The organism is Streptomyces sp. NPDC047706 (genome assembly GCF_043204795.1).
Taxonomy (GTDB): domain Bacteria; phylum Actinomycetota; class Actinomycetes; order Streptomycetales; family Streptomycetaceae; genus Streptomyces.
Map to the genome: position 1 here is coordinate 216,322 of NZ_JBIDCW010000005.1, position 18,357 is coordinate 234,678.

Annotated in this window: 15 protein-coding genes and 1 tRNA gene; 5 read left to right on the forward strand and 11 right to left on the reverse strand. The window is 71.2% G+C overall.

Annotated features, from left to right (window positions below; all coding sequences use genetic code 11):
- Nucleotides 1-77: 77 nt before the first annotated feature.
- The 3 genes from ACGF8A_RS08300 to ACGF8A_RS08310 all read right to left on the reverse strand — a co-directional run bounded on the left by ACGF8A_RS08300 (nt 78) and on the right by ACGF8A_RS08310 (nt 5,241).
- On the reverse strand, nt 78-1,928 hold the full coding sequence (locus tag ACGF8A_RS08300; RefSeq protein WP_393105523.1) for a sel1 repeat family protein: 1,851 nt from the start codon (nt 1,926-1,928) through the stop codon (nt 78-80).
- Nucleotides 1,929-2,153: 225 nt separating this feature from the next.
- Nucleotides 2,154-2,227 (reverse strand) — tRNA-Met (locus ACGF8A_RS08305).
- 44 nt (nt 2,228-2,271) lie between these two features.
- Nucleotides 2,272-5,241 (reverse strand): UPF0182 family protein, encoded by a 2,970-nt coding sequence (locus ACGF8A_RS08310; RefSeq protein ID WP_393105724.1) that lies wholly within the window; start codon nt 5,239-5,241, stop codon nt 2,272-2,274.
- Nucleotides 5,242-5,404: 163 nt separating this feature from the next.
- Here ACGF8A_RS08310 and ACGF8A_RS08315 point away from each other — a divergent pair, with 163 nt between their 5' ends.
- Nucleotides 5,405-5,947, forward strand: a complete 543-nt coding sequence (locus ACGF8A_RS08315; RefSeq protein ID WP_393105525.1) for a PPA1309 family protein — start codon at nt 5,405-5,407, stop codon at nt 5,945-5,947.
- A 108-nt stretch (nt 5,948-6,055) separates the two neighbouring features.
- Here the strand turns inward: ACGF8A_RS08315 and ACGF8A_RS08320 are convergent, their stop codons facing one another.
- The 4 genes from ACGF8A_RS08320 to ACGF8A_RS08335 form a co-directional block, all read right to left on the reverse strand.
- The gene (locus tag ACGF8A_RS08320) at nt 6,056-7,153 is read right to left on the reverse strand and encodes a PDZ domain-containing protein (protein WP_393105527.1); all 1,098 of its coding nucleotides are present in this window, start codon (nt 7,151-7,153) and stop codon (nt 6,056-6,058) included.
- 54 nt (nt 7,154-7,207) lie between these two features.
- On the reverse strand, nt 7,208-7,372 hold the full coding sequence (locus ACGF8A_RS08325; protein ID WP_189696432.1) for a hypothetical protein: 165 nt from the start codon (nt 7,370-7,372) through the stop codon (nt 7,208-7,210).
- A 112-nt stretch (nt 7,373-7,484) separates the two neighbouring features.
- Complete coding sequence (locus tag ACGF8A_RS08330; RefSeq protein WP_393105529.1) at nt 7,485-7,946, reverse strand: molybdenum cofactor biosynthesis protein MoaE; 462 nt, start codon at nt 7,944-7,946, stop codon at nt 7,485-7,487.
- A gap of 226 nt (nt 7,947-8,172) precedes the next feature.
- Nucleotides 8,173-9,285: an SDR family oxidoreductase gene (locus tag ACGF8A_RS08335; RefSeq protein WP_393105531.1), complete on the reverse strand. Its 1,113-nt coding sequence runs from the start codon at nt 9,283-9,285 to the stop codon at nt 8,173-8,175.
- 193 nt (nt 9,286-9,478) lie between these two features.
- Here ACGF8A_RS08335 and ACGF8A_RS08340 point away from each other — a divergent pair, with 193 nt between their 5' ends.
- Both ACGF8A_RS08340 and ACGF8A_RS08345 read left to right on the forward strand, forming a co-directional pair.
- Nucleotides 9,479-10,957, forward strand: a complete 1,479-nt coding sequence (locus ACGF8A_RS08340; RefSeq protein WP_393105533.1) for a zinc-dependent metalloprotease — start codon at nt 9,479-9,481, stop codon at nt 10,955-10,957.
- The gene (locus ACGF8A_RS08345; protein ID WP_393105535.1) at nt 10,954-11,469 is read left to right on the forward strand and encodes an NUDIX hydrolase; all 516 of its coding nucleotides are present in this window, start codon (nt 10,954-10,956) and stop codon (nt 11,467-11,469) included. The genes ACGF8A_RS08340 and ACGF8A_RS08345 overlap by 4 nt, the downstream gene beginning before the upstream one ends.
- Before the next feature lie 55 nt (nt 11,470-11,524).
- Here the strand turns inward: ACGF8A_RS08345 and ACGF8A_RS08350 are convergent, their stop codons facing one another.
- From ACGF8A_RS08350 to ACGF8A_RS08365, 4 genes are all read right to left on the reverse strand, one after another.
- Nucleotides 11,525-12,280: an AIM24 family protein gene (locus tag ACGF8A_RS08350; protein WP_393105537.1), complete on the reverse strand. Its 756-nt coding sequence runs from the start codon at nt 12,278-12,280 to the stop codon at nt 11,525-11,527.
- Between the two features lie 14 nt (nt 12,281-12,294).
- Nucleotides 12,295-12,975 (reverse strand): AIM24 family protein, encoded by a 681-nt coding sequence (locus tag ACGF8A_RS08355; RefSeq protein ID WP_393105539.1) that lies wholly within the window; start codon nt 12,973-12,975, stop codon nt 12,295-12,297.
- Nucleotides 12,976-12,988: 13 nt separating this feature from the next.
- Nucleotides 12,989-14,701 carry a TerD family protein gene (locus ACGF8A_RS08360; protein WP_393105541.1) on the reverse strand — a complete coding sequence of 571 codons (1,713 nt, stop codon included), beginning with the start codon at nt 14,699-14,701 and terminating at the stop codon, nt 12,989-12,991.
- A 160-nt stretch (nt 14,702-14,861) separates the two neighbouring features.
- Nucleotides 14,862-15,458, reverse strand: coding sequence for a M48 family metallopeptidase (locus ACGF8A_RS08365; protein WP_393105543.1), 597 nt, complete (start codon nt 15,456-15,458; stop codon nt 14,862-14,864).
- 243 nt (nt 15,459-15,701) lie between these two features.
- Here ACGF8A_RS08365 and ACGF8A_RS08370 point away from each other — a divergent pair, with 243 nt between their 5' ends.
- Nucleotides 15,702-16,928, forward strand: a complete 1,227-nt coding sequence (locus tag ACGF8A_RS08370) for a TOMM precursor leader peptide-binding protein (protein ID WP_393105545.1) — start codon at nt 15,702-15,704, stop codon at nt 16,926-16,928.
- A complete protein-coding gene (locus ACGF8A_RS08375; RefSeq protein WP_393105547.1) occupies nt 16,921-18,291 on the forward strand; it encodes an ABC1 kinase family protein in 1,371 nt (456 codons plus the stop codon). Before ACGF8A_RS08370 ends, ACGF8A_RS08375 begins: the two co-directional genes overlap by 8 nt.
- Nucleotides 18,292-18,357: the final 66 nt, after the last annotated feature.

An 18,357-nucleotide genomic window follows, 5' to 3' on the forward strand; every position in this document is an offset into this window, starting at 1 on the left:
CACCGGTCACCGTGCCCAGGGAACCGTGCACAGGCAGCACCAGGCCGCACCCCGCCCGACGCGCGCCTTGCCCCGCGTCAGGCCGACAGCTCCTCCCGCAGCGCGTCCCGCAGCCGCGCCGCCCGCTCGGCGACCTCCCGGGGCCCCAGGGACACCGCGCGGTCGGCCCAGCGCTGCCCTTCGGCCAGCTCGCCCCGACGCGCGTAGACGAGGGCGAGCCGCAACGCCGCCCGCCCGTGCCCCGCGTCGGCCGCCCGCGTCCACCACACCGCCGCCTCCGGCTCGCTCCCCTCCCGGGCCAGCAGCAGACCCAGGTTGAACGCCCCGTTCCGCGACCCCGCCTCGGCCGCCTCCCGGTACCAGCGAGCCGCCTCGACGACATCGCCCCGCGCGGCCGCCAGCATCCCGACCCGCACCTGCGCCCGCCGATGCCCCTGCGCCGCCGCCCGCTCGTACCACTCCTCGCACTCGGTCTTGTCGTGTGCCGGCTCCCCGAGCTCATGGGGCGACACCGGCGGCCGCCGGGCGTCGAGCACGGCCGCGAGCCGGTACGCCGCCTCCGCGCTGCCACCCCCCGCCGCGCACCGCAGATGCCGCTCCGCCTCGCGCTCGTCCCCGTTCCGCAGCCGTGCCATCCCGACCTGCAACGCCGCCTCGATGTGCCCGGCGGCCGCGGCCCGCTCGTACCAGCGCAGCGCGGCCGCGTCCTCGCCCCGCCCCGCGTGCAGGATCCCCAGGTTGAAGGCGGCATCGACGCTCCCCACCTCCGCGGCCTTGGAGAACCAGGGCTCCGCCCCGGTCTCGTCGCCGCCCTGGAGCAGCAGGATCGCCAGCGCGTTCGCCGCCTCCCGATGCCCGGCGTACGCCGCACGCCGGTACCACTGCTCGGCCTGCGTGGTGCGCCCCTGCTCCGCGCAGAGCAGCCCGAGGTTGTAGGCGCCGTTGACGTCGCCGGCGTCCAGGGCTGCCCGGTACCAGCGCTCGGCGGTCTGCGTCTCGCCACGCTCGGCGTGCAGCGCTCCCAGCGCGTTCGCCGCGTTGCCGTCACCGTCCTGCGCGGCCCGCAGCCACCACACGGCGGCGCTCTCCTCGTCCCCCGCGTCCCGCAGCAGGAACCCGAGCGCACAGGCGGCGCGCGGCTCGCCGTCCTTGGCGGAGGTCAGATACCAGCGCCCGGCCTCCTTCAGCTCCCCGCGCTTCTCCAGGATCGCCCCCAGATGCAGCGCGGCACGCCGGTGCCCGCGTGCGGCGGCCTGCCGGTACCACTGCTCGGCCTCCTCCTCCGCCGCGTTCGCGGAAGCTGCCGGAGCAGCTCCGTCACCGGCACCGACACCGTTGTCAGCCCCCCTCCCGCCTGCGCGCAACGCTCTGCGATCAAGCGTGCGGGCGAGCCGGTACGCCGCCTCCCGGTGGCCCCGCTCGGCGGCCGCCCGCATCCACCGCTCCGCGCCGGGGTCCCCCCGGTGTTCCAGCAGATCGGCCAGCGCGTACGCCCCGAGGACGTGCCCCTGCTCGGCGGACTGCAGCAGCCAGTACTCGGCGGCCGGCTCGTCACCGCGCTCCCGGTGATGCCGTCCGAGCGCGTGCGCGGCGGCCGCGCTGCCGGCGACGGCGGCGATCCGCCACCATCCGGCGGCCTCGTCGGCGTACCCCCGCTGGTGCAGCAGGACGCCCAGGTTGTTCGCCGCGGCGCGGTCGCCCCCGGCGGTCGCGGCGCGCAGGTGGGGTTCCGCTCCGTCGAGATCACCACGGCGCAGCAGCATGGCCCCGAGGACGCTCATCGCCTCGACGTCACCGGCCTCGGCGGCGAGCCGCTGCCGCGCCTCCTCGACCGCCTCGCCCGTTTCGTCCCGGGTCTCCTCCTGGCCGGCGGGCTGCACAAATCGCCCTGTCTCGCACAGAGTTGCCTTGTCCCCCATAACGTCCATCGTCGCACCACCTGCAACCTGGGTACACCTCGTATACCGCAGCCAGTGAGGTCACTTCAGCGTTTTGTCGACATGCCCACAGAGAGATAAGTCAAACACAGATCCACCAACTCCCCACGGCGGCACGGCGATATGGCATGTCGGCACATGCGTTCGCACACCACGAAGGCCCGGATCCTCAATGGATCCGGGCCTTCGCGATGGCCGACGTCACGTCGACTTCAGTAGCGGGGACAGGATTTGAACCTGCGACCTCTGGGTTATGAGCCCAGCGAGCTACCGAGCTGCTCCACCCCGCGTCGTTGTTCTGCAACCGTATCACGACGCGGGAGGAGCTTTTCGATCAACTGCCCTGCGGACTGCCGCTCGGACTCGGGCTGGTCGGACTGCTGGGGCTGGGGCTGCTGGTGCCACCGGCAGCGCCGCCACCGCCGGCGTCGCCGGCCCTCGACTGGGCCTCCTCGGCCCGTCGCAGCGCCGCCTCAAGGTCCTCCTGGGCCCGGCCGTACGCCTCCCAGTCACCCTTCGTCAGGGCCTCCTGGCCGGCCTCGAAGGCCTTCTGGGCGTCGTTGAGGGCCTCCTGGACGGTCGGGTTGTCGCTCGTCGGCGGTGGCGGTGTCGCGGTGTCGCCGTCGCCCTCACCGGTGTCCTCGGGCGGCGGCGTCGAACCCTCCGCCCCGAACACCTTGTTGAGCGCCTCGTCGAGGGTGTCCTCGAACGCCGTGTTGCCGCCGTAACTCACCAGCACCTTGCGCAGCAGCGGGTACTGGAGTCCGCCACCGCGTACGTACACCGGCTCCACGTACAGCAGTCCGCCGTCCAGCGGCACCGTCAGCAGGTTGCCGTACTCCACCTCCGAGTCGCCGCCTCGCAGCAGCCGGATGGACTCGGCGATGTCCTGTTCGGAGTTGAACTGGCTCTGCACCTGCTTGGGTCCGTTGACCGTCGTGCTCGTCGGCAGCTTCAGGATCCTGATCTTGCCGTAGTCACTCTTGCCCGCCTCGGCGTCGACCGCCATGAACGCGCTGAGGTTGTCCCGGCCGTTGGGCGTGAAGGTCGTCGTCAGCGAGAACGCCTGGGCCTTCTGGTCGGGCATCCTCATGCTCAGGTAGTACGGCGGCACCGCGTCGCCCGACTTGTTGGTCGGGTCGTCCGGCACCTGCCACACCTCACTGCCGCTGAGGAAGGTGTCGGCGTCCTTCACGTGGTAGCGGGTCAGCAGCTCTCGCTGCACCTTGAACAGATCCTGCGGGTACCGGAGATGGTCCATCAGGTCGCGCGAGATCTCGCTCTTGGGCTCGACCGTGCCGGGGAACGCCTTCATCCAGGTCTTCAGGACCGGGTCCTGGGAGTCCCACTGGTAGAGCTTGACGTCGCCGGTGTACGCGTCGACGGTCGCCTTCACCGAGTTGCGGATGTAGTTGACCTGGTTCTGCTGGGCCACGACGGCACGCTGGTCGTTGGTCGCGGTGAGCGAGTCGGCGGTGGTGTCGCCGAGGGTCGTACGCGAGGCGTAGGGGTATCCGTTCGTCGTCGTGTACGCGTCGACGATCCACTCGATCCTGTTGTTGACCACCGCCGGGTAGGCGTCGCCGTCGATGGTCAGCCACGGGGCGACCGCCTCGACACGCTCCTTGGGCGTGCGGTTGTACAGGATCCGCGAACCGTCGCCGATGGCGCCGGAGTACAGGATCTGCGGCTCGTTGAGCGCGACCGCGTAGGCGGCGCGGTTCATCGGGTTCTCGAGATCGACGCCCCCCTTGCCCTCGTAGCTGTAGGTCTTCTCACCGCTGTCGTCGGAGTAGTCGATCTCCTTCTGGGGACCGCCGACGATCGAGTACGTGTTGGTCTTCTCGCCGTAGTAGATCCGCTGCTCGTACTGGCCGAGCTGCCCCTTGGACGGCAGGTCGGACTCGGTGAAGACCGGGCGGCCCTCGGAGTCCACGGCGGTGCCCTTCGCGGCGACCGCGCCGTAGCCGTGGGTGTAGCGGAAGTGGTTGTTGATCCAGTTCTTCTTGTCGATGCCCGCGTAGTTCAGCTCGCGCAGACCGATGACCGTGTCCTGCTCGGTGCCGCCCATGGTGTAGCGGTCGACGTCCAGGTTGGTCGGGAACGCGTAGTACTTCCGCATCTGCTGGAGCTGCTGGAAGGTCGGCGAGATGATGTTCGGGTCCATGATGCGGATGCTCGCCGTGGAGTCCACGTCGTCCCGCAGCTTGCTGGCGTCCTTGGTGTTGGCCGTGCCCGAGTAGTCGCTGACCTGGGTCCCGTCGATGCCGTACGCCTCACGCGTCGCCGCGAGGTTCTTCTCGACGTACGGGGCTTCCTTGGCCTGCTCGTTCGGCTGGACCTGGAACTTCTGCACGATCGCCGGGTACAGCCCGCCGATCAGGATCGCCGACAGCACCATCAGGCCGAAGCCGATCAGCGGCAGCTGCCAGGTGCGCCGCCAGATCGTCGAGAAGAACAGCAGGGCGCAGATGACCGCGATGCAGAACAGGATCGTCTTGGCCGGCAGGTAGGCGTTGGCGTCGACGTACCGCAGGCCCGTCCAGTTGTCCGTCGCCTTGAAGTCGCTGGACTTGACCGCCAGGCCGTAGCGGTCGAGCCAGTAGGCGACCGCCTTCAGGGCGACGAAGATCCCGATGAGCACCGACAGATGGCCGGTCGCGGCCGCCGTGGCGCGCGCGCCGGGGCTGGTGACGCGCAGCCCGCCGTACAGGTAGTGCGTGAGCGCGGCGGCGATCAGGGAGAGGATCGCGGCGGCGAAGCCGAAGCCGAGCATGAACCGGTACCAGGGCAGGTCGAAGGCGTAGAACGCGACGTCCAGCTGGAACTGGGGGTCCTTCTGCCCGAACGGCACGCCGTTGACCCACATCAGCCAGGTGCGCCACTGACCGGACGCGGACGCGCCCGCGATCAAGCCCACCAGGGCTGTGATCGCGAACAGCAGCCACTTCTTGTACGGCGCGATGCCCATCCGGTAGCGGTCGAGGCTCTGCTGCTCCATCGACATCGCGCTCAGCGGCGGGCGGAGCCGGTGGGCCAGCCAGATGTTGACCCCGACGGCGACGGCCATCAGCAGGCCGAAGACGAAGAAGAGGCCGATCTTGGTCAACAGTGTGGTGGTGAAGACGGACGAGTACTTCACCGACCGGTACCAGAGCCAGTCCGTCCAGAAGCCCGCGAACATGGTGAACGCCATGGCGAGCACGGCAAGGACACCCAGTGTCATGAGCAGTGTCCGGACACGCCGGGACGGGCGGCCCACTCTGATCCGTGGCCCCGTCGGGCCTCCGCCGCGGTCCGGCATCTGGAAAGCCAAGGTGGCACCTCGAAAAATCGCTGTTTGTCTGTCAGGCCCCCGTTTTCGTGGGCCGTCCTTGGGCCCCGTGATCGTAGGCCCTCACCTATGCAACTTACTCACGCTTTACTCGGTTCCCGCTTCCGGGTGCGAACGAGGCAGGATTGTGACCATGTCCAACACACCCATGGCGGCGAACCCGCTCACCCGGGCCGTGCTCGAGATCGACGAGTACGCCTCCGGCCTCGGCTGGGACCAGCCCGCACGCCTTTTCGCCCTCGTAGACACCGCGCAGCTGCGGGCCCAGGAACCCTCGCTGGCGGCGCAGCTCGGCCTGGGTGACGAGCCGGACGCCGCCGGTCTCACCCCGATCGAGCAGGACGAAATCCCAACGGACAAGCCGCTCGACGAGTTCCTCGGCACCATCGCCTGGCCCGAGGCGGTGGCCGGCTGCGCGCTCACGGTGGAGCGCCTGATGCTGCCACCGACCGCCGAGGCCCAGGTCCCGGACGATCTGGACGAGGCCGCGCTCGCCAAGTGGGTCGCCCGGCACCCCGAGCGCCAGGAGGTCCGCATGACCGTCGCCGTCCTGCGCGACGGCGCCCGCGACGCGGCCCTGCGGCTGCGCGAGAAGGACTCCCCGACGGAGGTCCTCACCGGCTCCGAGCTGGTACCTGGCCTCGCGGAGGCCTTGGCCGCCACCTTCGCGGACTGAGGGATTGCGAAAACGCCGCCGGGTGCACGTCCGCGTCCCCGGTTTACGGCGCCGGGGGCGCCCTCCTGGCGAGGGCGTCCCCGGCGCCGTACCGGCAGGGTCCGCCGATCAGCCCTTGGCCGTGCACTTCGGCAGGTCGGCGGTGTCGCCGGCGCGGATGTCCTTCAGGGCGCCGAGTGCGTCGTCGATGGTGTCGACCTTGACCAGCGTGAGGCCCTCGGGGGTGTCCTGCGCCGCGGCCGCGCAGTTGTCGGCGGGCGTCAGGAAGTACTGGGCGCCCTTGCTGCGCGCGCCGACGGTCTTCATCTCGATGCCGCCGATCGGGCCGATGGCGCCGTCGTCGTCGATGGTGCCGGTGCCGGCGACGAACGAGCCGCCGGTGAGGGAGCCCGGGGTGAGCTTGTCGTAGATGCCGAGCGCGAACATCAGGCCGGCGCTCGGGCCGCCGACGTCGGCGAGCTTGATGTCGATGGTGAACGGGAAGGTGTGGTCCGTGCCGGCCGAGATGCCGACGATCGCGCGCTTCTCCCCGGCGTCGTCGGAGGTCGTGGTGGTGATCGTGACCTTCTCCGTGCGCACCGGGTCCCGCTTCTCCTTCTCGGCGGCGGCCTGCTCCTTCGCGGGCACGATCGTGAAGACGACGTCTTCGCCGGGCTTGTGCTCGGTCACCAGTTCCGCCACGTCGCCGGGGGCCTTCACCTCCGTACCGTCGACGGCCTTGATCACGTCACCGGCGTGCAGCCTGCCCTCGGCCGGGGAGTCCTTCACCACGGTGGAGACGATCACCCACGAGGCCACCTTGACGCCGAGTTCCTTCAGGGCGGCGACCTTGGCGCTCTCCTGGGACTGGCTGAACTCCTCGGCGTTCTCCTGGGTCGACTCCTCCTCGGTCTTGCCGTCCGGGTAGAGGGTGTCGTGCGGGACGACCTTGTTGTCGTGCGCGAGCCAGCCGTAGACCGCCTCGACGAGGTTCATCCGGTAGTCGGCGCTGGTGACGCGGACGGTCGTCATGTTGAGGTGCCCGTCCGTCGGGTACGTCCTGCGCCCGGCGATCTGCAGCACCGGCTCGCCGTCGTGGTCCCCCAGCGTGTTCACCGTCGGCCCCGGGGACATCTCCGCGTACGGCACGCGGATGAGGACTCCCGCGCACAGCAGCGCGATCAGCATCAGGGTGGAGGCGAGCATCGTCGCGGTGCGGCGTGGCATGTCACGACAGTACGGGACGGGCGTGTCGGAGCACTGTCAGGGCCGCCTCCCGGGTCACGGACCGGTGTGGGACTTCTCCATGGCCGCGCGGAAGCGCGCGTAGCCGTCGAGCTCGGGGCCGTCGCTCCGGGCCCTGCGGGTTCTGTTGGCCCAGCTGCCCCACAGGCCCGCGCCGACAGCAGCCACAAGCGGAATCAGCAACCAGGCGAGCGCCGCCATGCCGACCTCCAACCCCATGAGCGCAACTGACTGATCAGCAGATTAACCGTTCGCACTGACAACGCTCACGCCAGGGGTGTGGTTACGCAACCCGAGTCGCCCGCCTGGAGGCTCAGCAGGCGCCGACCCACTCCTCGGTGCCGTCGGAGAACTTCTGGTGCTTCCAGATGGGCACCTCGTGCTTGAGGTCGTCGATGAGCTTGCGGCAGGCCTCGAAGGCCTCACCGCGGTGCGGACAGGACACGCCGACCACGACGGCGAGATCCCCGACGCTCAGATCCCCCACACGGTGGACGGCCGCCAGTGCCCGCACCGGGAACTCGGCGACGACCTTCTCGGCGACGCGCCGCATCTCGGCCTCGGCGCCGGGGTGACAGGAGTACCCGAGTTCGTCCACGTCGGCACCCCCGTCGTGGTTGCGCACGGTCCCCACGAACAGGGCGGTCCCCCCGGCGGCGTCGTCCCCGACGGCCCGGAAGACCTCGTCGAGGGAGAGCGGCGTCTCCCGGATGCCGATCAGCTTGATGGGCTGCTGAGCGCCCTGCTCACCGGGGTGATCGTTGCTGGCTGCCATGCGTCCATCGTGCCCCACGCGCGCGGGGCGCGGAATAGCGCTTTCACCCAGCACACACGTGCACGGCCTTGGAGCCTCCTACAGGAGCGGGCGCGGCCGCGAGCACGGAGTCGTCCAGGGAACGGGCATGGCCGCGAGCACGGAGTCGTCCAGGGAACGGGCATGGCCGCGAGCAAGGAATCGTCACGGCCCGCGCACACCCGCCGACCGCGGTCCTTCGCGCGCCTCAGATCCGGCGACGCGCCTTCCGGGCGCGCCGTACGACCGCCGCGGCTCCCAGCAGCGCGACGGTGGCTCCCGCGGCCCCCGCCGCCGTGGCGTCCTTCCGCCCCAGCCGCCGCCCGGCCACCGTGTGCCGCCCGGAGACCTCCTCCAGCAGCTCGGCGAGGACCTCCTCGTTGGTCCACTGCGCCCGCCACCCGGCATCGTGCAGCCGGCTCCCGCTGACCACCCAGGGATACATCGTGTACGCCAGGTCCCCCGCAGGGGACGGCGTCAGCCCGATCCGGTGCAGCCGGGCCGCCGCGCCGAGCGCGACCGCCGACGGCAGTTCCATCCGCCGGATCCCGCTCAGCTCCTCGACCTCCTCCTGCTCCAGCCACCCGTCGCATCCCACGGCGAGTTCCCCGTCGACCTTCTCCAGGACGGCGTACTCCAGAGCACTGCACAGATCTTCGACGTGACAGAACTGCCACGCGGGTCGCGATCCCGCGACGACAAGCAGCCGGGGCGACTCGAAGTACCTGGTCAGCGCGGTGTCCGTGCCGCCCACCAGGACGCCCGGTCGCACCACGGTGACGTTCAGCCCCGGGTGGGCGCGAGGCGCCCGGCGCGCCAGCCGCTCGATCTCGAGCAGGTCCCCGACCCCGGTGGCCTCCGCCGTCGCCCGCAGCTCCGCGTCCTCCGACAGCGGCAGCTCGTTGTCGGGCAGGGCCCCGTAGACCATCGCCGAGGTGCACAGCACCACCCGGTGCACCCCGGCCGCCGCGGCGGCGGTCAGCACGGTCTGCGTCCCGCGCACGTTGTACGCCGTCCGGGCGGCCGCGTCCGACTCCAGATCCAGGTCGAGCGCCAGGTGCACCACGGCGTCCGCGCCCCGCAGCTTCTCCGCGATCGCCGGGTCCCGCACGTCGAGGATGTGCCACCGCGCCTGCGCGCACTCGCCACGCCGCTCGTCGATCGCGATGACCTGCTTGATCTCCTCCGACGCGGCAAGCCGCGCGGTGAGCAGCGCGCCCACGCCGGACGCGGCGCCGGTGACGGCGACGACGGGTCCGCGCAGGGCGGAGGGGGTTGAGTGGTTTCGCGCTGCGCGAACCTGCGGATCTGGGGAACTCACCAGGTGTCTCCAGCGGTTGTCTTCACATACGAGCGCGAGTGACGCGTACGTACCAGGTGGCATCCATCCTGCCGCAGCCCGTGCGTCGGCGAAGCACCGAGGCCCGATCCGCCCGGGGTGTCTAGGCTGGGTGGTGTTGTCGGGCAGTCGTGCCGCCGGCGGAGACCGGCGGCCTTACCAGCCGAGGAATCCCGTGAGTGACACCCCATTCGGATTCGGCCTTCCGCCGGAGGAGCCGGAAGACGGCGACGAGGGCAAGAAGAAGGACCAGCAGAGCGGTGGTGGTCAGGGACCGGCCAACCCGTTCGGGTTCGGCGGGCTGCCCGGTGCCGGAGGCTTTGGTGGCCCCGGTGCGGACAATCCGCTCGCTGCCATGTTCGGTTCGCTGAACCCCACCGACCTGGGCGCCGCGTTCCAGCAGCTGGGCCAGATGCTCTCCTACGAGGGCGGCCCGGTGAACTGGGACATGGCCAAGCAGATCGCCCGCCAGACGGTCTCCCAGGGCACGTCGGACGGCACCAAGGACGCGAGCGTCGGCCCCGCCGAGCGCACCGCGGTCCAGGAGGCCGTGCGCCTGGCGGACCTGTGGCTGGACGACGCGACGTCCCTGCCGTCCGGTGCCGCCTCCGCGGTGGCCTGGAGCCGCGCGGAGTGGGTCGAGGCGACCCTGCCGGCGTGGCAGGAGCTCGTCGACCCGGTCGCCGAGCGGGTCGGCGCCGCCATGGGTGACGTCCTGCCGGAGGAGATGCAGGCCATGGCCGGCCCGCTGATCGGCATGATGCGCTCGATGGGCGGCGCGATGTTCGGTACGCAGATCGGGCAGGCCGTCGGCGTACTCGCGGGCGAGGTCGTCGGTTCGACCGACATCGGCCTGCCGCTCGCCCCGGCCGGCAAGGCCGCGCTGCTGCCGGTGAACATCGCGGCGTTCGGCAAGGACCTGGGCGTGCCCAAGGAGGAGGTGCGGCTGTATCTCGCCCTGCGTGAGGCCGCCCACCAGCGCCTGTTCGCTCACGTGCCGTGGCTGCGCTCGCACCTGTTCGGCGCGGTCGACGGGTACGCGCGCGGGATCAAGGTCGACACGGCCAAGCTGGAGGACGTGGTCGGCCAGTTCGACCCGCAGAACCCCGAGCAGTTGCAGGACGCGTTGCAGCAGGGCATGTTCCAGCCCGAGGACACGCCCGAGCAGAAGGCTGCCCTGGCCCGTCTGGAGACGGCGCTGGCGCTCGTGGAGGGCTGGGTCGACGCCGTGGTGCACGCGGCCGCCAAGCCCCGCCTGTCGTCCGCGGACGCGCTGCGCGAGACCCTGCGCCGCCGCCGCGCGAGTGGCGGCCCGGCCGAGCAGACCTTCGCCACGCTGATCGGCCTGGAGCTGCGCCCGCGCAGGCTGCGGGACGCCTCCCGCCTGTGGGCGTCCCTCACGGACGCGCGGGGTGTCGACGGCCGGGACGCCCTGTGGGCCCACCCGGACATGCTGCCGACCGCGCACGACCTGGACGATCCGGACGGCTTCGTGCACCGCGAGCAGATGGACTTCTCCGAGCTGGACAAGATGCTCGGTGAGGCGGCGGGCAAGCCGGACCTCAGGAAGAAGAGCCGGGACGAGGGGCCCGAGGGCGGCAAGGACGCCGAGGGCAGTGACAGCGGCGAGGCCAAGGGCGACGACGACGAGTGAGCCTGCACGACGACGCGGTCCTCGTACTGAAGCGCTACGAGGACCAGGAAGAGCTGCGCCAGACCTACCTGGACCACCTCGCGGCCCAACCCGCCGGCATGTGGAAGTCCTGCGCGGACGGCCACATCACGGCGAGCGCCCTGGTGATCGACCCGGAGCGGGGCCGGGTGCTTCTGACGCTGCACCGCAAGATGCGCATGTGGCTCCAGATGGGCGGGCACTGCGAGCCGGGGGACGCCTCCCTGGCGGCGGCCGCCCTGCGTGAGGGCACGGAGGAGTCGGGGATCGACGGGCTGTCGCTGCTGCCCGGCGGCCCGGTGCGGCTGGACCGCCATCTCACGCCGTGCGCCTGGCACCTCGACGTCCAGTACGCCGCGCTGGCCCCGGCCGGAGCCGTGGCGGCGATCAGCGACGAGTCCCTGGACCTGCGCTGGTTCGGTTACGACGAGGTCGCCGAGGTGGCCGACGAGTCGGTCGTGCGGCTGGTGGCTGCGACCCGCGACAGGCTCTGAACGTGTAAGGGGCGCCCGCGTTGTGCGGGCGCCCCTTACGTTTCGCTGCGGAGGGTCAGCTCCAGACGTTCCCCTGGTTCTGCCCGCGCGCCCCGTGCTGCCCCATGCCGAACTGTGCGGCGGCGCCCTGCCCGATCACGGCGTTCTGCGGCGGGAGCAGCTCGCTGGGCTGGACCAGCACATAGCCGGTGCCCATGAAGCTGAGTTCCCAGCCCTCGCCGGTGTTGCCCCGGCGCCGCCACACCCCGGAGGAGTGCGTCTGGGCCTGCAGTTGCACGCGCAGAGCGGTGGACCAGGCGACGATGGCGTCCGCGTCGCAGTTGACGTACTTGTCGGGCGTGACCTGCATCATCAGGGGCGCGCCCGAGGTCATCAGGGCGACCTTGCCGCGACCGGTGATGTTGAGCTGGTACTTCCCGGAGCCGGAGATGCCGTAGAGGCTGTCGACGGCGATGACCTCCTGGTGCAGCCCGGAGTCCATCGCCAGGACGTAGCTGCTGTCGACGGTCAGCCCGTCCTGGTCCACGTCCATGAGGTGGACGTGCTGCTTGAGGTTGGCGAGGTAGACCGTGCCCTGCCCGTGGCAGCGCATCAGGTCCAGGCCCTCACCGGTGCGTGCACGCGCGCGTGCGGCGCTGTTGCCCTGGAACTCGGCGTCGAACTCGACGAGTCCCTGGTAGGCGACCATGGTGCCCTTGCGGGCCAGGACGTCGTCATGGCCCTCCAGGGCGACGCGCAGCATCTGCTTGTTCTGCAGGCTCCAGCGCTCCTGGCTCGGCCGGTCGTTGTGGGCGAAGATCGGACTCTGCATGGTGGTGCTCCCCCTCAGCCCCGGACCCGGAGTCGGTCGGTGCTGTCCTCGCTGGGCTGGACGACGACGATGCCCTCGCCGGAGAAGGCCATCTGGTAGGCCTCGCCGCTGCCCCGGCCGATCAGCGACTGTGCCTTGAAGCTGCGCTTGCCCTTCACCTTGAGGTTCGGGGACCAGGCGACGAGCGCGTCCGGGTCGACGTAGGTCTCGTTCTCACCGCCGCCGCAGTCGACGACGATCGGCTTGCCCCGGGAGGTCAGCGCGACCCAGCCCTGCCCGGAGATCCTGGTGTTCCACAGACCCTGGCCGGCGAACTTCGCGAGCCCCTTGACCCGCTCGACGCCCCAGGTGAGGTGGGCGTCGAAGGCGAGCAGGTTGGTGGCGTTGACGGAGATGCCGTCGCCGTTGAGGTTGATCACGACGACGTTGGCGCCGTAGTCGGCGAGGTAGAGCAGTCCGTCGCCGGAGCACTTCATCAGGGGCGCGCCCTCGCCGGTGAGCCAGTCCTTCGCGATCTGGCGGACGGCCGGCGGGTTGGGCTCGTACTGGATGAATCCCTCGTAGGCGACCATCGAGCCCACGCGCGCGAGGAGGTCGTTCCCGGTCTGCAGGGCGACCTTCAGCATGTGGTTGCCGTGGTTCTCCATGCGGGCGGTCACGGGTGCGGGGGTGTAGCCCGCGAGCGGCTGGTTCATGACGGGCTCTCCCTCAGATCTCGTACGGCTGGACGACGATGAAGTTGCCGGGCGCGCCGCGGAACTGGAGGTTCACGCTCTCTCCGGTGTCGCCGGGGTAGGCGTTGCGGCGCATCCGTACCTGGCTGGAGACGATCACCTGGGAGGCGGCGGACCAGGCGACCACGGCGTTGCAGTCGGCGAACGTCGTCGGCGTGACCGGCAGCACCACGGGTGTGCCGTGGGTTTTGACGACGATGGTGCCGGTGCCGGTGAACTGCATGGTGAACAGCGCACCTCCGGGGATGCCGTGGCCCTCGACGCGGCGCACCTCGTACTGGAGGCTCTCGTCGAACGCGAGGACGTTCTCGGCGGATACGCAGATGCCGTCGCCCTGGAGTTCGATGGGGTGCAGCATCGTGGAGTTCTCGGCGAGGAACACCTGGCCCTGTCCCGTGCAGCGCATCAGCTGCATCTCCTGGCCGGTGGCGTTGCCCACGATCCGGCCGCTGAACCCGGCGCCCTTGTAGCTGAAGTCGACCTTGCCCTGGTAGAGCACCATGCTGCCCTGCCGGGCCAGCACCGGCTGGCCGCCGATACCGAGGTCCACCCGGACGAGCTTCTTGTTCTGCTGCGTCCAGCGCTGACCGGTCGGTGTCTCCTTGAACTTCTGGAGCGCGCCGGCGACACCGGGCGCCTGGACAGTGCCCTGGGGCGCGGCCTGCGGCGCTGCGTAGGGTGCTTGCTGTCCGTAGCCCGGGGGCGGGGTCGGCTGGCCGTGGGGTGGCACGGGGGCCTGCTGGGCGGGCGGCTGGCCGTATCCCGGGGGCAGCGGAGCGGTCTGGCCCGGCGCCGCCTGGCCGTACGGAGGCTGCGGCTGGGGCGGCTGCCCGTACGGGGGCTGCGGCTGCCCGCCGTAGGGCGGCGCGGGTGCCGGGGCGGGCGGCGGTACGGCGGCTCCGCCGGGCGGGGTCATGGGCGCCACGACGGTGGGCGCGGTGTGCACCTGGGGTGACGGGGCGGGAGCCGGAGGCGGGGTGGCGCCGGCGGGCGGCGCGAAACCCTGAGCGGCGGGCTGCGGGGCGGGCGCCGGTGCCGGCGGGGGCGTCGCGGCCGGTCCGGACGGGACGCCGAAGGCGGGCGGCGCGGAGGACTGGGCGGGCGGCGCGAAACCGGGAGCGGCGTGGGCCTGGGGCTGCGGCTCGGCGGGCGTCTCCTCTTCGAGCACCTCGCCGCCGAAGTTCCTCAGCAGCGCGTCCAGGCCGCCGTCGAAACCCTGCCCGACGGCCGCGAACCGCCACACGTCCTTCAGGTAGAAGTCGCCCAGGATCACGGCCCGCTCGGTGGTGAACTCCGAACCGTCGAACGCGTACCGGGCCACCTCCTGGCCGCCCGCGACGATGCGGAGGTAGCCGGGGTCGATCTGCAACATCTGCCCGGCACCGTCGACGGTCGCCGTGAACGACAGCTTGTGGATCTGCGACGGGATCCTGTCGAGCGTGACCCGGAAGGACTCCGTGTCACCCGCCTGCGCGCCGAGGAGCTGGATGGCCTCCTCGGGGGACTTCGGCTGGTTGAAGAAGACGAAGTACCGGTCGTCCGAGAGCCGTTCGCCGGCGTCCAGACCGAAACAGCTGATGTCGAAGGTCAGTCCGGGCCCCGAGATCTGCACACCTACGTACAGATCCGTGCCCGCCGTCAGGTCACTGATCCTGGCCTTGTGGCCGCGTTGGAATTCCCTGGCCATGCGTAACGACCGTCCCCCATCCCGAAGTGCTGGTGCGTCGCGCCAGGCTAACCGCAAACTCGGACACCGGACGAAGTCGGTACAGAGCCGGTACACAACCTCTTCCCCGGCCATGCCCGACACACTTGCCGGACATGCCGCACACGCCGCTCCGGAGGATTCACTCCGCGCGCGCGCCGGGCAGGTGCGGCAACCGGTCCGCGGCGACCACTCCTTCGAGATAGCCCCGGGCACGCTCGGTGCGCGGATAGGCCTCCAGCAGTCGCCAGAAGCGGGGCCCGTGCCCGGGCACCAGCAGATGCGCCAGCTCATGCAGGAGCACGTAGTCGACGACGTACTCGGGCATGCCCTGCAGCCGGTGCGACAGCCGGATGCTGCCCTCGGCGGGGGTGCACGAGCCCCAGCGCGTGTTCTGGTTGGTCACCCAGCGCACCGACGTGGGCCGCGCGCGGCCGTCGAAGTACTGCGCGGACAGCCGCTCGGCGCGCTCCGTCAGCTCGGCGTCTCCCAGCACCCGCTTGCTCTCCTGGGCGGCCAGCTTGTCGAGCATGACGGTCACCCAGCGCTGCTCCTCGGCCTCGGACATCCGGGCGGGGATGAGCACGACGGTGCGATCGCCCTCGCGGTACGCGGAGACCGTCCGGCGTCGACGGGTACTCCGGCGCACCTCGATCACACCCGCCCCCGAGCCGCTCGGCGGCGGGCTCGTCGTGCTGCGCTGCGGCTTTCCGGCGCGGTGCAGTGGGTCGGCGGACACGCCCCGACGTTACCCGCTGCGCATGCGGGAAGTCCCGAGTCCGGGACGGTTCGATTCCGATCGCCCACCATGCGTTTGATTTGTACGACGAATATCCCCCACCTGTGGACAACTTTCGGCGCCGCACCGCCGGGCCCGGCATGCTTGCTCGCGTCGGCGCGAACCCGACCGGGCCCGACCATCCCGGCCACTCCACCGACGAACCGTGCAACAGCGGTACTTTCCCGACGACGGGGGACTGTCATGCATCCGATGGTGAAACCCGCGCTGCGGCGCGGCTGGCGTGACCTCAAGACCGTGCAGTTCGGCATGACGCCGGCGCACGCGATGACGCTGGGCCCGATGGACATCGCGACCGGCAACTTCCTCGACATGCTCAACGGCACGCGCGGCCTGCCGCTCCTGCGCGAAGAGGGCCGGCGGATGGACCTGCCCGAGGGCCACGTCGACGAACTGGTCCGCAGACTGACCCGGTGCGGACTCCTCGACGACGCGAAGGGCGGCGGACCCGCCGCCGACGCCCTGCGCGGCAAGCAGGCAGTCCTCGAACGGCTCCGCCCGGACCTGGCCACACTGTCCCTGACCAGCAGGGAGCCGGGCGAGGCGATCGCACGCCTCGCCGCCCGGCAGGCCCTGCGCGTGCAGGTACGGGGCGCCGGCCGCGTCGGCGCCACCGTGGCCGCACTGCTGGCCGGTGCGGGTGTCGGCGAGGTGGACGTGCGCGACGGCGGCTGCGTGGAGCCCTGGGACGTGGCACCGGGCGGACTGCCCGCCGAGTCCATCGGCGAGCGCCGCGACGAGGCCGCCCGCCGGGTCGTCCGCCGAGCCGCACCGCAGGGCCCACCCCGCCGCGGCAACCGGGCACCGGCGGACCCGGCCGAGGCCGGCTTCTCCCTGGTGATCCTCACCCCACGCGACGACGTCGCCGTGCACGCCCCCGACCCGGACACCGCCGAGCCCCTGATCACCTCCGGTACGCCGCACCTGTACGCCGGGGTCGTCGAGGGCACCGGCACGGTCGGCCCCTTCGTCCTGCCCGGCGAGACGGGCTGCGCCCGCTGCCTGCACGAGGACCGGACGGACCGGGACCCGACGTGGCCCCGCCTGGTCGCCCAGTGGCGCTCGGGCCGGCAGCGCCACGTCCGCCCGTGCGACGTGACCTTGGCCACCACGGTCGCCGGCCTCACGGCCGCGCACGCCCTCGCCTTCCTCGACGGCCGCCCTCCCACCAGCGCGGGAGTCCGCTGGGAGATCTCCGTCCCCGCCCTCCAATGGCATGCCCGACCGGTCTGGGCGCATCCGGCATGCCCGTGCGGGGCCGCGAAGAGGGGTACGGAGAAAGCCAAGGGGGAACGCGCCGCCGAGGACGGGGAGGCACACGAGACAATGGCGGTGGAACGGTCGTCAACGGAGGTACGCCGTCGGGCAGGCGCGGCGCGCCCGGCTGGGACTTGGAGGGCGCATGTCTGATCTTCCCCGCAAGGCGGTCACCCGGACCGCCAAGCTCGCCGCGCTGCCACTCGGCTTCGCCGGGCGGGCGACCTGGGGCCTGGGCAAGCGGATCGTCGGCGAGTCCGCGGATCTCGTCGGCCGCGAACTGCAGCAGCGCACCGCGGAGCAGCTCTTCAAGGTGCTCGGCGAGCTCAAGGGTGGCGCGATGAAGTTCGGGCAGGCCCTGTCCGTCTTCGAGTCGGCGCTGCCCGAGGAGATCGCCGGGCCCTACCGGGCGGCCCTGACCAAGCTCCAGGACGCGGCGCCCCCGATGCCGACGCGCACCGTGCACACGGTGCTCGCGGAGCGGCTCGGCGAGGACTGGCGGGAGCTGTTCCTCCAGTTCCAGGACAAGCCGTCGGCCGCCGCCTCGATCGGCCAGGTGCACCACGGCGTGTGGCACGACGGCCGCGAGGTCGCGATCAAGGTGCAGTACCCGGGAGCCGGTGAGGCCCTGCTGTCCGACCTCAACCAGCTGAGCCGTTTCGCCAGGCTGTTGGGCCCGCTCATCCCCGGCATGGACATCAAGCCGCTGATCGCGGAACTGAGGGATCGCGTCTCGGAGGAGCTGGACTACGGGCTGGAGGCTCAGGCCCAGCAGGAGCACGCCGAGGAGTTCGCCGACGACCCCGACTTCGTGGTTCCCGCCGTGGTCCACCAGTGCGACCAGGTCCTGATCACGGAGTGGATCGACGGCATCCCGCTCTCGGAGATCATCTCGGACGGCACCGAGGAGCAGCGCGACCGGGCCGGCCAGCTCCTCGCCCGCTTCCTCTTCTCCGGCCCCGCCCGCACGGGTCTGCTGCACGCCGACCCGCACCCCGGCAACTTCCGCCTCCTGCCCGGTGGCCCGGACGGCGACGACGACTGGCGCCTCGGCGTCCTGGACTTCGGCACGGTGGACCGCCTCCCGGGCGGCCTCCCGACCCCCATCGGCGACTCCCTGCGCATGACGTTGGACGGGGAAGCACAGGCGGTCCACGACCTTCTCTGCGCCGAAGGGTTCATCAAGGAGTCCATCGAGCTGGACCCGGACGCGGTCCTCGACTACCTTCTGCCGATCATCGAGCCGGCCCGCGTCGACGAGTTCACCTTCACCCGCGGCTGGATGCGCAGCCAGGCGGCCCGCGTGGCCGACATCCGCTCCCCCGCCTACCAACTGGGCAAGCAGCTCAACCTCCCCCCGGCATACCTCCTGATCCACCGGGTGACCCTGAGCACGATCGGCGTCCTGTGCCAGCTGAACGCCACGGTCCGCCTGCGCGAGGAACTGGAGGAGTGGCTACCGGGGTTCGTGCAGCAGGACGACATGGACGAGGGGAACGCGGCGGCTGAGGCGTGATGCCGGGGCGGTGACGCCGGACGATTCCGTCAGACCGGTGACGTCGTTGCCACGGCGTCAGGCGGG